Here is a 15,970-nt window from a genome sequence, read left to right on the forward strand (position 1 = left end):
CTTACATCATCTCACCCGCACCGGGCATGCCTGCGCGGGTTTCTTTTTCAGGAGCAATGGCTATCATTGCTTCGGTTGTGATCATCAAAGCCGCAATAGAAGCGGCGTTTTGTAAGGCAACGCGCACCACCTTGGTTGGGTCAATAATGCCCATTTCTAGCATATCGCCGTATTGCTCTGTCTGTGCGTTGTAACCAAAATGCCCTTCACCTTCTTTCACTTTATTGAGCACCACTGATGCGTCTTCTCCTGCATTGGCGACAATTTCACGTAATGGCCTTTGCATCGCATGCATGGCGATATCAACCCCCACATTTTGATCGTGATTGTGGCCCTTGAGTTGCTTGACATTTAACGCTTGCATGGCTCTGATCAGCGCCACCCCTCCACCAGCCACTATGCCTTCTTCCACTGCTGCACGGGTAGCATGGAGTGCGTCATCGATACGATCTTTTTTCTCTTTCATTTCAAGCTCAGTGGTGGCACCCACTTTGATCACTGCCACCCCACCCGATAACTTTGCCAGTCGTTGCTGCAATTTTTCTTTGTCATAGTCGGACGTTGTCTGGCCAATTTCTTTGCGTAACTGCGCTATTCTCCCCTGAATATCATCTTCATGGCCTGCACCAGAAATAATGGTAGTGGTTTCTTTGTCGACTATGACTTTTTTGGCCGTGCCTAGGTTGTCTATTGTGATTTTTTCAAGGGTTAAGCCAAGCTCTTCGGCAATCACCGTGCTCCCCGTTGACAGGGCGATATCTTGCATCTGGGCCTTGCGGCCATCACCAAAACCCGGGGCTTTCACCGCTACCACTTTAATAATACCTCTTAGGCTATTGACTACTAATGTGGCCAGCGCCTCACCCTCAACGTCCTCAGCCATGATCAGCAATGAGCGCCCTTCTTTGCTCACAGTTTCCAGTAACGTCAACAAGTCGTGTACATTGGAAATTTTCTTGTCGCATAATAAAATATAGGGGTGCTCAAGCTCAGCGGTTGCGCTGTCTTTTTCATTGATAAAATAGGGTGATAAAAACCCTCTATCAATCTGCATCCCTTTCACCACGTCCAATGCATTGTCCAGCCCAGATCCCTCTTCGACTGTAATAACGCCTTCTTTGCCCACCGCAGACATGGCCTGAGCAATCATACGCCCAATGTCCTCATCGCCATTAGCCGAAATGGTCCCGACCTGAGCGATGGTGCTGTTGTCTTTGCAAGCATCAGACAAAGCTTGCAATTGTTCTACCGCAGCCTTAACGGTTTTACTAATACCCCGCTTAATATCCATTGGATTCATTCCTGCAACGACTGATTTCAAGCCCTCTTGCAACATGGCTTGAGCCAGCACAGTGGCGGTTGTGGTCCCATCACCCGCTGCATCTGAGGTATGAGAAGCCACTTCTTTGACCATTTGTGCGCCCATATTTTCAAACTTATCTTCCAGTACAATTTCCATGGCCACAGACACGCCGTCTTTTGTCATCACTGGTGCACCGTAACTTTTTTCAATGATCACGTTACGCCCACGGGGACCTAATGTGGCTTTCACGGCATTGGCCAAAATATCGGCTCCGCTGGCCAAAGATTGCCAAGCATCATCACTAAACTTTATGTGTTTTGTTGTCATTTTTATCAACGCCTAGTTAAATTAAATTAAGTTAAATTGTCTCGACTTGATTTTTACGTTTTAGTGGATGAGTATATTGACCCGCGTCAAAATTTGGATTGATGAATTTCTTTGGCTGTATACAGGCTAACAACAGCCGTATTTTGTGGACTGATTTTTGTGTATGCCTAGGCGCTTAAAAGGTATCGGCTTGTCTTTTGTTCGCCGCTGCCCTTTCCAGTTCATCAACTGACTCCCTGATATAATGGCAAAACAGTGCAATATCCGGCATAAGTTTGGCGCAGCTTGTAGGGCTAATGGTCAGTGTGCCGTTGTAACTCAGCACGGGAATGATTAAGCCCACACCGTCGTAGATAGGCCCCATGCCCATATTAAACAACAGTTTATGACCTGCTAAGTAAAAAGGGTTTTGCGGCCCAGGCACATTAGTGATGATAACGTTAAAAGGGGGAGGAATGCGTTTAGCCAGCAAGAGTTGCGAATAAAAACGGCTAGCCATGGCGGCCAAACCAAAGGGTACCAGTTCGGCATAGGACATCAAACTATTCGCCGCAGCCATGTCTTGATAGAGTTTGCCAACCAAGGTATTAAGCTGAATTTTTTGCAAGCGTTTAAGGGGGTCGCCCACATCAGTGGCCAGCTGAATAAACATCACTGATACGTGGTTACCCATGGGGTCATCACTGTCAGGATCGCGTGTTGATATAGGCACCATCGCCACCAGCGGCTGTTCAGGTAACTGCTGTTTTTCCAAAAAATAACGCCGCAGCGCCCCGGCGCAAATAGCTAATACCACGTCATTTAAGGTGGCACCATCTACCAAAGTGCGCAGCGCTTTTATCCTTACTAAATCCAGTATTGTGCTGTCCCAGTTGCGTTCCACCGCCACCGCATCGCTAAGGAACGTATCAGGCGCAGTAAAAGGCAAGGTTGGCAGCCTAATCTGCTTAATTTGATGGAGGTAACCCGCCTTAAAAGCGGATTGCGCACTGCTCAATATCAAGCGTGGGAGTTTGCTTGGCCTTAAGACAAGCTGCAGCATACTTTTGCTTAGCAATTTAAATGCGCTTGGCGTGGCTTCAATTGGTGTGTCGGCAAATACTGGCGCTTCGCTGACCTCAGCGAATGAATTATATAACATGGTCATCAATTCTATCCCCGCCTTACCATCAAACCCTGCATGATGTATTTTGCTTAGCAGCGCCACCGAGCCTTTAGGTACCTGGGGGATATTGTCCAGACCTTCCACAAAAATAAATTCCCACAAAGGTCTTTCGCGGCTCAATTGTATGGAGAATTCCTGAGAAGCTAGGTCCCTGAGATCTTGCCATCTTCCGGGTTTTGGTAGCGCCGTGCAGAACAGATGCCGATCCAAGTCAAAATTAGGATCTTGCACCCAATAAGGGCGATCCAGACCCAAAGGTACAAACACCACCTTTTGCTGCAACCTTTCAACCTGATGCAAACGTTGCTCAATGTAAGCTTTAAAATCTTCAAAGTTAATGGTGCCTTCAATAATCGCCATACTGCCAATGTGCATCGGCATTCTGGGCGTCTCTAAGTATAAAAATGAGGCATCCAAGCCTGACAGGGCTTTCATCAAAAAACTCGTCTAGATTGGAGCGCGTCATGTTGCATAACAAACATATGTCACCTTTGAAGATCATCGTGCGTTTTCTTAACCTTGATCACTTAGCCTTGATCACTTAGCCTTGACGCTTTGTCTTGATCACTTAGCTCTCATTATTTAGCCTCGTCAATCATCTCAATGATACTTGCCTGCGCTTGTTCAAAAATCTGCAACAAGGAAGGACTATCAGATAACGCAGCGAGCATGGGGGCTGGCTTGATAAGGCCAATATGGGTTTTACCTTGGTCGGTATATACCGATATGCGAAAGGGTAGCAGCATGTTTACACGCATATCCCCAGTTAATATGTTGGCAGCGTGGAGGGGATGACAGACTTCAAAAATCTTACACTGGGGTGTAAATGTCATGCCTTTAGCCCGCAAGGTTTTGCCTAGGTCATGAACATGTAACACACTAAAATCATGACTTAAACCATGATCAATCATCGCAGACTCAAGGCAAGTACATGCCTGCTCAAAGGACTTTTCTGAGTCTACTATGTAATACATACCCACCCTCTAATTTTTTACCTTCCAGCTGCCATCTGGCTGTCGACAGGCTGTACCATAAATTTGTTCGGTTTTACCCCCAATACTGGCATCCAGGGTATATTCTCGGCACGGTGCACTATTCACATTATAAGTACGGGTGGGTACCACACTATACTGATATCCAGAGTCCGGATTACGCCAAGTTGTGCTGACGCCGGTGCGCACTGATTCTAATGAACGCGCCACATATAGGCGATCTGTTTTATCCATACTGCGCCCCACATTGCCACCAATGCTAGTGCCTATCATAGTGCCAATGATAGTGGCCGCGGCTCTACCATGGCCACCGCCGATTTCATGGCCGAGCACTCCCCCTAAAATGCCACCGATAATCATGCCACCCGCTTCGTTATCGCCCCGGGGCGTGGCACATGACGTGAGCAGTACAGTACTGACACAACAAAACATGAGCGCCGCTCTTTTCAGATACGTAAACATAATCATCCCCTCTTGACTTGATTGACTGAACATTGACTTATTATTGATGTGTTTTTTCTTAGCATGATGTATCCGACGCCCAAATGGATATCTTATGAGCCGTTTTTTCGGTATCGACATTGAGACCCAGAACTTTTTAATACTTAATTTGTGTATGTTTACTGTTCATCCTGTTTATCGTTTACTGGGGCATACCATGGACATACATTGACGTGCCCAATCACAATGCTAATAATGCTAATAAGATAAGTAAATCTTATTAGCATGTTTTGACTTACATCAAGATTTAAGCCCAAATAATCGATTCAAAGAAGTGCATTCTGTTTTCCCCAATCTATATAGCGCCTCCTCCAAGTTGCCAATGTAACCGTTGCACAGGACAGTCCGGTAAAGCTTGGGCATAAAAAAGCAGTCAGTCCTTTTCAACGTTATCGGGTTTCATTGTTACTAGCGTCGCACTTCAAAATGGCTACGTTTGGCAATGGTGAAAAATACTGAGAAAATATTGGAAGTACTGAGAAGTGCTGAGAAGTATTGATAAATGCTGAAAAGTCAGTGTTACCAGTGTGCGGGACACCATCATTAACACCGGCTAAAAGATGGCTATTTGATATACATCAGTTTTATTAAAAATGTGCAGATTACAATCACACAATGACATTTGGTAACCAACAAAACATCTGAAATGGAGTGAAATAACCTATGGAGAGTCTGTCCATATTCATAGCCGGCATGACTGCCATCATTTTATTTATATTCGGACTAGAGAATTTTTCTAGAGAAATTGAACGTGTTTCTGGTGAGCATTTTCGAAAATCTCTTAGCAATGCCACCAAATTGCCATTAGTCGGTGTATTGATTGGTGCTTTGGTCACTGCAGTTATCCAATCAAGTTCAGCCACCTCTGTGATAACGATTAGTCTGGTCAATGCAGGTGTATTGTCATTTAAGCATAGCGTGGGCATAATTTTTGGTAGTAACGTGGGTACTACCATCACAGCCCAACTGGTGGCCTTTAAATTAACCAGTTTTGCGCCATTCCTGATTATCATTGGCTTCTTTTTATCTATTATTCGTTCACGCATGGCTATTTTTGGCAAAACTATTTTTTACTTTGGTTTTGTATTTTTTAGCCTAAATTTGATTGCTTCATCACTTGAGCCTTTGCAGACAAATGAAGCTTTGATGAAAGTATTGAGTCAGCCACAAAACCCCATATATGCCATCTTACTTGGCTGTGTTTTTACGGCTATTGTTCAATCCAGCTCAGTGACAACCGGACTGGCGATTGTCTTTACCATGCAGGGCTTATTGAGTCTAGAAAACGCAGTACCGATCATTATGGGTGCCAATATTGGCACAACAGCCACCGCATTTATTGCAGTATTTAACATGGACATTGCCGCTAAAAAAGCCGCCTTAAGCCATTTTTTATTCAACATTGGTGGCGTGCTTATATTCATGCCACTGTTGATTGTGTTTGGCCATCGCCTGAGCACCATTGAAATGGAACCGGCCATCGCATTGGCAAATATCCATTTGGTATTTAACCTTGCGACTAGCTTAATTTTCACTCTTTTCATTAACCCATTCACACGTTTTATTGATTTCATCCTTGGTGAAGGGAAAATGGATTTCACCCGACTTGAATTACCGGTGTTTGACGAAAATGATAATTTCGTGCAAGTCAAAAATAAACTTGATAAAGGCGCTGCAGACTTATTTTTCTTCCTTCAAGAAAACTACAATACAGTCACCTTAAGTGTTGAAACAAACTACCATGGAGTGTTTGATGCTGCAGATAAACGCATTGATTACATTAAATTTATCAAAAAAGAATATATGAATTACTTTGCAAAATCGGTGTCGCTGATCAGAGAAAAAAATGATTCTAGGCATTTAATTAAATTGATTAATCAATTTGACTATTTATTTCAGATACACGACTCAATAACCGATCTGTTTGATTCAAAACGGGTGATGAATGCTCAATATATAGAGTTAAAAAGCGATGTATTAATTTTGGTGCGAGAATTATCCAGTCAAACGCTGGGATTTTTTGATGAAGTTAATGCAGCCATCAAAAACGATGTAGCCATCGACATTAAAACCCATGCAAAAGAGCTGCAACATTACATTGATGCAGCCAATCGTGATTTACTCACTTTACTGGTTGACCCAACAAGGGTTGATGCGGGAGCGCTGACTAATTTCATTACTTATTCCCAAAGATTAAAAGACAAGCTCACTAATTTTGCCAATCTCAAATTCCCTTTAGTCAAGAGTCCCTTAGCTAAGAATCCCTTAACCAAGAGTTCTTTAACCAAGAGTTCTTTAACCAAGAGTTCTTTAGCTAAAAGCCCTGGCAAAGAGCAGTCCAGTTAAAAAAGCGCCTAAAAATATTAAACTCAGCGATTGCCGCCCTGTATATCCAGAATATCCGCAATTTTTTCAAAGATATCAGCGATATTAAGATTGTTAGCGAGCATAGTAAGACTATGACCTAAGGCTCTTTTCGATATTGCGTTCGGTATTAATAAGCGCAAGTATCTTGCCCAAATCCTGACATAAAATCTTTAAAATAATTTCCATATCGATCAGCCCTGACAATATTCCGTTACTGTCAACCACCGGCAGTTGTATTGTCTGCGATTACTGTCTGTTATTTTCGCCACACACTGGGTTACAAATAAATGTTAACCACAACCTATTCCTTTGTGAGTTAGGTGCCTCTGCCGGTAGCTTAATGCCTCCCAGAAGGATAAGGATAAGGATAAGGATAAGGATAATAAAGTCATCAACATAGCCTTAAGTTGATGATGATCAGGACTTTCTATCATTTCAGCTTTTAAAATTTAAAGGTCAGTACAAATAGAAAACCCATTTGCACTGTCTCTTTGCTTATTGTTATTAAATAGCTATATTTTATCAATAGTTACATTGTTTTGTGTTTGTTCAACAAAAGGATTTAAACGATGGATAAAGCAAACCGCACTTATGCACCTATCGATAATTTGCATATTAGCCATCAAGGCGCAGTCATTCAGGCATGTATAAAAACAGCGGGAACAAATGAAATAGAGGTTATGAAGAGATTTATACAACATGTTAAAAAACCTCAACATGGTTGTTTGGATATTGAAAACACTGCGGATGAAGTGTTTTATCAACAGTCTGCAAAACAGTGTTTACTCCTTGCCAAACGACTGTATGTTTCAGAATTATATCAGGCACGATCATTGGCAGTTTGTATTCTTGGCCGGTTGGCAGCCAAATCAAACGAAAGCCTCGCGTTTTTGAAGTTACAAGTCAGTCAAGATACTGATTGGCATGTAACAGAGATAATGGCGAAAGCCTTTAACCGATATTGTGCAGACATCGGCTATAAAAATGCCCTGTCTGTTATCAGGGAATGGTTAGCAGATGCGGATCCCAATGTACGCCGGGCAGTGACAGAAGGCTTGAGGGTGTGGACAGAGCGCCCCTACTTCGTTAAACATCCAGCGCTTGCCATCCAATTGTTGAGCGCACTTCAAAACGATGAAAGTGCGTATGTGAGAGATTCCGTCGGAAATGCATTGCGTGACATCAGCAAAAACCACTCTGCTCTGGTCAAAAATGAGTTAGCTAAATGGGATATTACAATCAATAACATCAAACAAACACACACTAGCGAGTCAATATTTGCCACCCATACAGGGTTAACACTCGATTGTCCACTTCCCAAAAATGTCAATGCTGTTTAGGCATAAGTTGAATATGTGTTGCAACAAGTTGGCACTTACGCCTGTTGAGCCTAATCAGTTCGATGCTAAAACATCGCCTTCAATGGGCTTGTCGAGACTGTATTTTGTGATGTATAAAAGTGCCAATGACTAGTAGACAAGTTGATCAAGGTCAATAAAAATAAAGGTTTAAGAGCATATTGTTGACGTACCATAGTTAAGAGTAACCAATATATGAAATGCACATTGTACGGTCGTCTTTGCAATAAATGTGAGATGCTTGAAGATCATCTTAGCCAAGCTGCCACGGCCTTAGATATCGATTATGAGTTGGAACGGATCACAGAGACTATTGATATCTTAACAGCGGGCATAATGCATACACCGGCACTGCTCATAGATGACGAGATAGTAGTGGAAGGCAAAGTCGCCAGCTTTAGTGAACTAAAAAAGCTGCTAATGTCTTCTCAGCATAGATAGCTTGAGATCAAAATAGGCTTTTTTAAGCAAACGCTATTACCTTGCTCCACTTTCTTACTCACGATTATTGCAGATCCTGGATGTTTCATTATGCATACCCATTGGGTCAATTACAAAATGAAAGTTGATACTGTGTTTACCTCTGCGTGGTCAGAAAGCACATTTGAAGCAATAAAAAAAAGCCCGCGTAGTAGCGGGCTTTTTGAGGTATACATTAACTGTCTACACTACCAACCGGTAATGTCACGTAAACCTTTACCAATGTCAGCCAAAGAACGTACAGTTTTAACACCTGCCGCTTCTAGCGCTTTGAATTTCTCTTCAGCTGTGCCTTTACCGCCTGCGATAATGGCGCCTGCATGGCCCATACGTTTACCTTCAGGTGCAGTTACACCAGCGATGTATGAAACAACAGGTTTAGTCACATGAGCTTTGATATATTCAGCTGCTTCTTCTTCAGCAGAGCCACCGATTTCACCAATCATCACGATAGCTTCAGTTTTAGGATCTGCTTGGAACAATTTCAAAATATCGATGAAATTTGAACCAGGGATAGGGTCGCCACCAATACCAACACAAGTCGATTGGCCAAAACCTTCGTCAGTTGTTTGTTTAACCGCTTCGTACGTCAACGTACCAGAGCGAGAAACAATACCGACTTTACCAGGCTTATGAATATGACCAGGCATGATACCAATCTTACATTCACCAGGCGTGATCACACCTGGGCAGTTTGGACCAATCATTCGAACGCCTTTTACGTTCAAATATTCTTTCACAAACAACATGTCGATAGTGGGGATACCTTCAGTGATACAAATGATCAACTCGATACCAGAATCAGCCGCTTCAACAATTGAATCTTTGCAAAACGCCGCGGGTACATAAATAACAGACGCCGTAGCACCCGTTTTTTCAACGGCTTCACGTACTGTGTTAAATACAGGTAAGTCAAGATGCGTAGTGCCACCTTTGCCAGGTGTTACGCCACCCACCATCTTTGTGCCATAAGCAATAGCTTGCTCTGAGTGAAAAGTACCTTGACCACCAGTAAAGCCCTGACAGATGACTTTGGTGTCTTTATTAATTAATATAGACATTATTTGCCCTCCGCGGCTTTAACAACTAGTTTAGCAGCATCAGTTAAACTGCTTGCAGCAATGATATCAAGGTCTGAAGCAGCTAGCACTTCACGGCCTAGTTCAGCGTTAGTCCCTTCTAAACGTACAACAACAGGCACATTCACACCTACTTCTTTAACTGCGCCAATAATACCTTCAGCAATCATGTCACAACGTACAATACCACCAAATATATTCACTAACACGGCACTCACATTACTGTCAGAAAGAATGATTTTGAATGCTTCAGCAACACGTTCTTTGGTTGCACCGCCGCCCACATCAAGGAAGTTAGCTGGCTTGCCACCATGTAAGTTAACGATGTCCATGGTGCCCATAGCAAGACCGGCACCGTTTACCATACAGCCAACGTTTCCGTCTAATGCAACGTAGTTAAGTTCCCATTTAGCGGCTTCTGCTTCGCGAGCATCATCTTGTGATGGATCGTGCATTGCAGCTACTTTGGGTTGACGATATGTGGCATTGCCATCGATAGCTAATTTAGCATCTAGGCAGTGAATATCACCGTCAGATTTTATGACCAGAGGGTTGATTTCGATAAGAGCGATATCTAAGTCAACAAACATTTTTGCTAAACCAAGAAATATCTTAGTGAACTGTTTAATTTGTACGCCTTTAAGGCCCAATTTAAACGCCATTTCACGTGCTTGGTAAGGTTGCGCACCCACAATAGGGTCAATCTCAGCTTTTAAGATCTTTTCAGGTGTTTCGTGAGCCACGGTTTCAATTTCAACACCGCCTTCAGTAGACGCCATAAAAACGATACGACGAGAAGTACGGTCAACGACTGCACCTAAATACAACTCATCGGCGATGTCAGTACATGTCTCAACCAAAATTTTGGTAACTGGCTGGCCATGTTCGTCAGTCTGGAAAGTCACTAAGTTTTTGCCTAACCACTTCTCAGCAAACGCTTTGATTTCTTCTTTAGTTTTAACCAGTTTTACGCCACCAGCCTTACCTCGGCCACCTGCGTGAACTTGGCATTTGACTACCCACTCACTGCCGCCAATTTTATCAGCCGCCGCTACAGCTTCTTCTGGAGTCGAAGCTGCTATCCCGTCAGAGACTGGCAAGCCGTACTCTTTAAATAATTGCTTGCCTTGATATTCATGCAAATTCATGGTTTTTCTACCCGTTTAATGTAAGAAAAAAGCCGCCAGTAAGCCGCTTTATTTTTTTTGTCGCTTTTTAACACAATAACGACGAAGACACAGATGAGGTAATACCTCACCTGCCCCGATTAGTGACACATCTACTACTTTTTATACATCGAGAAGCAGACGTGTAGGATCTTCTAACATTTCTTTGATGGTCACCAAAAAGCCAACAGACTCTTTGCCATCAATAATGCGATGATCGTAAGACAATGCTAAATACATCATGGGTAAAATTTCTACTTTACCATTCACAGCCATAGGCCTGTCTTGGATTTTATGCATACCCAAAATAGCACTTTGTGGCAGGTTTAAAATAGGTGTCGACAACAACGAACCGAACACGCCTCCGTTGGTAATAGTGAAATTGCCACCCTGCATTTCAGCCAAGGTTAATTTACCATCACGCCCTTTAAGCGCCAGTGCCCTGATACCACTTTCGATACCTGCCATACCCAGTGCATCTGTATCTTTAAGCACCGGTGTTACCAGTCCACGAGGCGTCGATACCGCAATAGATATATCAAAATAGTTGTGGTAACAAATATCATCACCGTCAATAGAAGCATTGACTTCTGGGAAACGTTTAAGTGCTTCAGTCACCGCTTTGACGTAGAAAGACATAAAACCAAGGCGAATACCGTGACGTTTTTCAAAACTTTCTTGGTATTGCTTACGCAAGTCCATAATGGGCTTCATATTTACTTCGTTAAACGTCGTCAACATAGCCGTGCTATTTTTTGCTTCTAACAAACGCGTTGCGATGGTTTTACGCAAACGCGTCATCGGAACACGTTTATCGGTGCGATTATCTAAGGCAACAACTGGCGCTGCTTCTAACGTTGCAACAGACTTAGTTGCAGAATTAGCTGCAGGTGCCTGCAAAGACTTTTCAACGTCTTCTTTGGTGATGCGACCGCCTTTGCCTGTGCCTTTTATATTAGCAGCATCCAAGCCTTTTTCAGCGAGTAATCTGCGAACAGAAGGACTCAGTGCATCATTTTCGTCAGATGAAGTTTCCACAGCTGCAGCGACGGGTGCCGCAACGGCACCGGCAACAAAATGGGCAATCACTTGCTCACCAGAGACTGTTTCGCCTTCAGGCGCTAAAATTTCACTTAATGAGCCATCAGCAGGTGCAACCACTTCTAACACGACTTTATCGGTCTCGATATCAACTAAGTTTTGATCACGAGAAATAGCTTCGCCTGGCTTTACATGCCAAGTTGCAATTGTTGCATCTGCCACAGATTCTGGCAGAACAGGTACCTTGATTTCCACTGACTCACCTTTATTACCGGATGGTTTATTTGATTGTTCATTAACTTGAGCAGGAGCAGCGGCGGCGCTCGCACCTTCCTCAAAATTCGCAATAGTTTGTTCACCTAACACCGTGTCGCCTTCAGCGTGTAAAATCTTACTGACAACGCCGTCTGCAGGTGCAACGATTTCTAACACTACTTTATCTGTTTCAATATCTACAAGATTTTGATCGCGACTCACTTTGTCACCTACCTTTACGTGCCAGGTAGCAATTGATGCATCGGCCACTGATTCAGGCAATACCGGTACTTTTATTTCTATTGTCATACTGGTTCCTTATTTATTGTTAATGCATCATCAACCAAATCTTTTTGTTGTTGGTTGTGAACTGAAATATAGCCTACCGCAGGTGATGCTGACGCTTTTCGACCGGCATACGTTAGTGTGGCGGCTTGTGGCAAAGAAGACCAGAAATGATGTTGACTACAATACCAAGCACCTTGGTTTTGAGGCTCTTCTTGACACCAAACCCAATCTTTCACGTGGCTAAATTTACTCACTACTTGACCAATCTCCTCGTGCGGAAAAGGATAAAGTTGTTCGATACGAATAATGGCCACATCAATTTGTTCATTATTACGGCGCTGCTCTAACAAGTCGTAATAAACCTTACCTGAACACATCACCACACGCTTAACTGCACTTGGGCTAAGGTGATCTATTTCATCGATAACATTATGGAACACACCCTCAGCTAATTCTTCGATACTTGATACAGCCAAAGGATGACGTAATAAAGACTTAGGTGACATAACAATCAGCGGTTTACGCATCGGACGAAGTGCCTGACGACGTAACATATTAAATACTTGAGCTGGCGTTGAAGGAACACACACCTGCCAGTTGTGATCTGCACACATCTGTAAAAAACGTTCTAATCTAGCAGAGCTATGCTCAGGTCCTTGTCCTTCATAACCATGAGGTAACAACATAGTTAATCCGCACAAACGTCCCCACTTTGCCTCGCCAGAACTTAAAAACTGGTCAATCACAACTTGTGCACCGTTGGCAAAGTCACCAAATTGAGCTTCCCAAATAGTCAAAGTACCGGGCTCTGCTGTTGCGTAACCAAACTCAAAAGCTAACACTGCCGCTTCAGACAAAACAGAATCATATATTTCCATTTTGCCTTGTTCGGCATGTAAATTAGCTAACGGCATGTAATCAGCGCCGTCAGTTTGGCTGTGCAATACTGCATGACGATGGAAGAAAGTACCACGGCCTGAGTCTTGGCCCGTCATACGGATATGGTTGCCACCGTCTACAATGTGCGCGTAACCTAAGTTTTCTGCCATTCCCCAATCGAGTGGTTTCTCGCCATTAACCATAGCCACTCGGTCTTTATACAGCTTTGCAACACGTGATTGCAGCTTATGTTCGGCAGGAAAAGTACAAAGTTTCTGGCCTAATTCTTTTATTTTTTCGACACTGATGGCGCTGTCATATTTCACGTCCCAATCATGTCCAAGATACGGAGACCAATCTACTGAATGCTCAGTCATCGGACGCCATTCTTCGACCACACAGGCACCATGATCGAGTGCTGCGCGGTAATCACTGACCAGTTTTTCAACTTCGTGCGCTGCTATAACGCCTTGAGCAATCAGTTGGTCAGCGTAAATTTTACGAGGAACAGGGTGTATCTTGATTTTTTGGTACATCAAAGGCTGAGTCGCATTCGGCTCATCTGCTTCGTTGTGGCCGTGACGTCTATAACAAACTAAATCAATGACAACGTCACGTTTAAATTGATTGCGATAATCTAGCGCCAGTTTAGTCACAAACAATACCGCTTCAGGGTCATCTGCATTCACATGAAAGATTGGCGCCTGAACCATTTTAGCAATATCAGTACAATATTGGGTTGAACGTGTGTCTTCAATTTTAGACGTGGTAAAACCCACCTGATTATTGATAACAATACGAACGGTACCGCCCACTTGGAAACCACGTGTTTGCGACATGTTAAAAGTTTCTTGTACCACACCTTGACCCGCGATAGCGGCATCGCCATGAATGGTAATTGGCAACACTAACGAGCCGTCGGTACAGCCTCGTCTGTCTAAACGCGCACGAACAGAGCCAATAACCACAGGGTTTACAATTTCAAGGTGAGATGGGTTAAATGCCAACGCTAAATGCAAATTGCCACCTGGTGTAGCAAAATCAGAAGAATAACCAGCATGATACTTAACATCACCGGCACCTAAAGAGTCATCATGTTTACCAGAGAATTCATCAAACAGCACAGATGGGTTTTTTCCCAACACATTCACTAAGGTATTAATTCTACCTCTGTGCGCCATACCGATAACCACTTCTTTAGCCCCATTACTGCCTGCATGACTGATCAAACTTTTCAGCATAGGCACTAATGCATCACCACCTTCAAGAGAAAAGCGTTTCGCACCGGGGAATTTGGCACCTAGGTATTTTTCCATACCATCTGCGGCCACTAACCCCTTAAGGAGACTAATTTTTTCGTCTCGAGAAATTTCAGGCTTAGCTTGGACAGACTCGATACGGTGTTGTAACCAGCGTTTTTGATCCGTATCGGTAATGTGCATGTATTCAGTACCGACAGATCCACAATAAGTGTGGTTCAGGGAGTCAAATAACTGGCCTAAAGGCATCGATTCTTTACCTACAGAATAAGAGCCTACGTTATATGTGGTATCAAAATCTTTTTCGGAAAGGTTATGGTGAGACAGTTCCAAGTCTCTCACTCTTGTCTGTTTCCACAGCCCAAGAGGGTCAAGGTTAGCATGTTGATGGCCTCTGAATCGAAAGGCATTTATCAACTGCAAAACTTTAACCTGCTTTTCATCACCGCCACTTGTATTTGACTGAGACGAACCAGCGCCTGCACGAGAAGCAGGGCCAAGCGCGGCTAAAGTACGAAATTGATCACGAACAAGACTATGTTTGGTCTCAACTTCTACCCCATCAATCTTGGGTAAGGTTTCAAAAATGCCTCGCCATTCATCAGATACACTTTGAGGATCATCTAAAAAGGCTTCATACATTTGTTCTATATAAGCAGCGTTGCCACCAGCCATGTGAGAAGAATCCCACCATGCTTTCATCACGCTTTGTTGCATTAGCGTCCCTTGGTTTTAATCAGACTTGCAATTATGTGTACATCAGCACACGGTTTTTTTCTAAGTAAAACCTAAACTGCTCGTTTGAGCAGCATAGATTTAATATGACCAATCGCTTTAGTAGGGTTTAACCCTTTAGGACAAACACTGACACAGTTCATGATGCCATGGCATCTGAAGACACTAAATGCATCGTCTAAACCATTTAAACGCTCATCTGTAGCTGTGTCCCGGCTATCGGCTAAAAAGCGATAAGCATGCAACAAACCTGCAGGACCGATAAACTTGTCTGGGTTCCACCAGAAAGATGGGCAAGAGCTTGAACAACATGCACATAAAATACATTCGTACAAACCGTCTAGCTTCTCTCTTTCTTCAGGCGACTGCAAAAATTCACGAGCTGGAGGTTGCTTATCATCGTTAATAAGAAACGGCTTAATTTTTTCATACTGAGTGTAAAATTGCGTCATATCGGTTACTAAATCACGCACCACTGGTAATCCTGGTAATGGACGCACCACTATTTTAGACCCTTTAAGTGCTGAAATCGGCGTAATACACGCTAAACCATTTTTACCGTTCATATTAACACCGTCAGAGCCACATACTCCTTCACGGCATGAGCGACGAAATGATAATGTAGGATCTTTTTCTTTTAATGCTATCAATGCGTCTAAAACCATCATGTCTTGGCCTTCTGCGACCTCCAACTGATAGTCTTGCATACGAGGAGCGTTATCAACATCGGGGTTATAACGGTAAACGGAAAGATTTAATTGCATGGTTGTTGCTC

Annotated in this window: 12 protein-coding genes; 3 read left to right on the plus strand and 9 right to left on the minus strand. The window is 43.3% G+C overall.

The annotated features are described in order from the left end of the window. Position 1: 1 nt before the first annotated feature. The 4 genes from groL to Q0Y52_RS19095 all read right to left on the minus strand — a co-directional run bounded on the left by groL (position 2) and on the right by Q0Y52_RS19095 (position 4,249). Positions 2-1,630 carry a chaperonin GroEL gene (gene groL / locus Q0Y52_RS19080; protein WP_297824114.1) on the minus strand — a complete coding sequence of 543 codons (1,629 nt, stop codon included), beginning with the start codon at positions 1,628-1,630 and terminating at the stop codon, positions 2-4. A gap of 175 nt (positions 1,631-1,805) precedes the next feature. Beyond that, positions 1,806-3,230: a wax ester/triacylglycerol synthase family O-acyltransferase gene (locus Q0Y52_RS19085; RefSeq protein ID WP_297824115.1), complete on the minus strand. Its 1,425-nt coding sequence runs from the start codon at positions 3,228-3,230 to the stop codon at positions 1,806-1,808. A gap of 143 nt (positions 3,231-3,373) precedes the next feature. Next, a complete protein-coding gene (locus tag Q0Y52_RS19090; RefSeq protein WP_297824117.1) occupies positions 3,374-3,769 on the minus strand; it encodes a DUF302 domain-containing protein in 396 nt (131 codons plus the stop codon). Between the two features lie 9 nt (positions 3,770-3,778). Further along, positions 3,779-4,249: an RT0821/Lpp0805 family surface protein gene (locus Q0Y52_RS19095; protein WP_297824118.1), complete on the minus strand. Its 471-nt coding sequence runs from the start codon at positions 4,247-4,249 to the stop codon at positions 3,779-3,781. A 702-nt stretch (positions 4,250-4,951) separates the two neighbouring features. On the opposite strand from Q0Y52_RS19095, the gene Q0Y52_RS19100 reads away from it, so the two are divergent. The 3 genes from Q0Y52_RS19100 to Q0Y52_RS19110 all read left to right on the plus strand — a co-directional run bounded on the left by Q0Y52_RS19100 (position 4,952) and on the right by Q0Y52_RS19110 (position 8,454). Then, on the plus strand, positions 4,952-6,634 hold the full coding sequence (locus tag Q0Y52_RS19100; protein ID WP_297824119.1) for a Na/Pi symporter: 1,683 nt from the start codon (positions 4,952-4,954) through the stop codon (positions 6,632-6,634). 590 nt (positions 6,635-7,224) lie between these two features. Continuing rightward, positions 7,225-7,995, plus strand: coding sequence for a DNA alkylation repair protein (locus tag Q0Y52_RS19105; protein ID WP_297824120.1), 771 nt, complete (start codon positions 7,225-7,227; stop codon positions 7,993-7,995). Between the two features lie 213 nt (positions 7,996-8,208). After that, positions 8,209-8,454, plus strand: coding sequence for a thioredoxin family protein (locus Q0Y52_RS19110; RefSeq protein ID WP_297824121.1), 246 nt, complete (start codon positions 8,209-8,211; stop codon positions 8,452-8,454). A 227-nt stretch (positions 8,455-8,681) separates the two neighbouring features. On the opposite strand, the gene sucD is transcribed toward Q0Y52_RS19110, so the two are convergent. The 5 genes from sucD to Q0Y52_RS19135 all read right to left on the minus strand — a co-directional run bounded on the left by sucD (position 8,682) and on the right by Q0Y52_RS19135 (position 15,959). After that, complete coding sequence (gene sucD / locus Q0Y52_RS19115; RefSeq protein WP_297824122.1) at positions 8,682-9,554, minus strand: succinate--CoA ligase subunit alpha; 873 nt, start codon at positions 9,552-9,554, stop codon at positions 8,682-8,684. Continuing rightward, a complete protein-coding gene (sucC, locus tag Q0Y52_RS19120) occupies positions 9,554-10,720 on the minus strand; it encodes an ADP-forming succinate--CoA ligase subunit beta (protein WP_297824123.1) in 1,167 nt (388 codons plus the stop codon). Before sucC ends, sucD begins: the two co-directional genes overlap by 1 nt. A gap of 141 nt (positions 10,721-10,861) precedes the next feature. Beyond that, complete coding sequence (gene odhB / locus Q0Y52_RS19125) at positions 10,862-12,343, minus strand: 2-oxoglutarate dehydrogenase complex dihydrolipoyllysine-residue succinyltransferase (protein WP_297824124.1); 1,482 nt, start codon at positions 12,341-12,343, stop codon at positions 10,862-10,864. Further along, on the minus strand, positions 12,340-15,177 hold the full coding sequence (locus tag Q0Y52_RS19130) for a 2-oxoglutarate dehydrogenase E1 component (protein ID WP_297824125.1): 2,838 nt from the start codon (positions 15,175-15,177) through the stop codon (positions 12,340-12,342). The genes odhB and Q0Y52_RS19130 overlap by 4 nt, the downstream gene beginning before the upstream one ends. Before the next feature lie 71 nt (positions 15,178-15,248). Beyond that, entirely contained in the window at positions 15,249-15,959 is a 711-nt protein-coding gene (locus Q0Y52_RS19135) for a succinate dehydrogenase iron-sulfur subunit (protein ID WP_297824126.1), read from the minus strand. Between the last annotated feature and the right edge of the window lie 11 nt (positions 15,960-15,970).

Origin of the sequence: uncultured Paraglaciecola sp., from assembly GCF_943787955.1 — a bacterium.
In the GTDB taxonomy this organism is placed as follows: domain Bacteria; phylum Pseudomonadota; class Gammaproteobacteria; order Enterobacterales; family Alteromonadaceae; genus Paraglaciecola.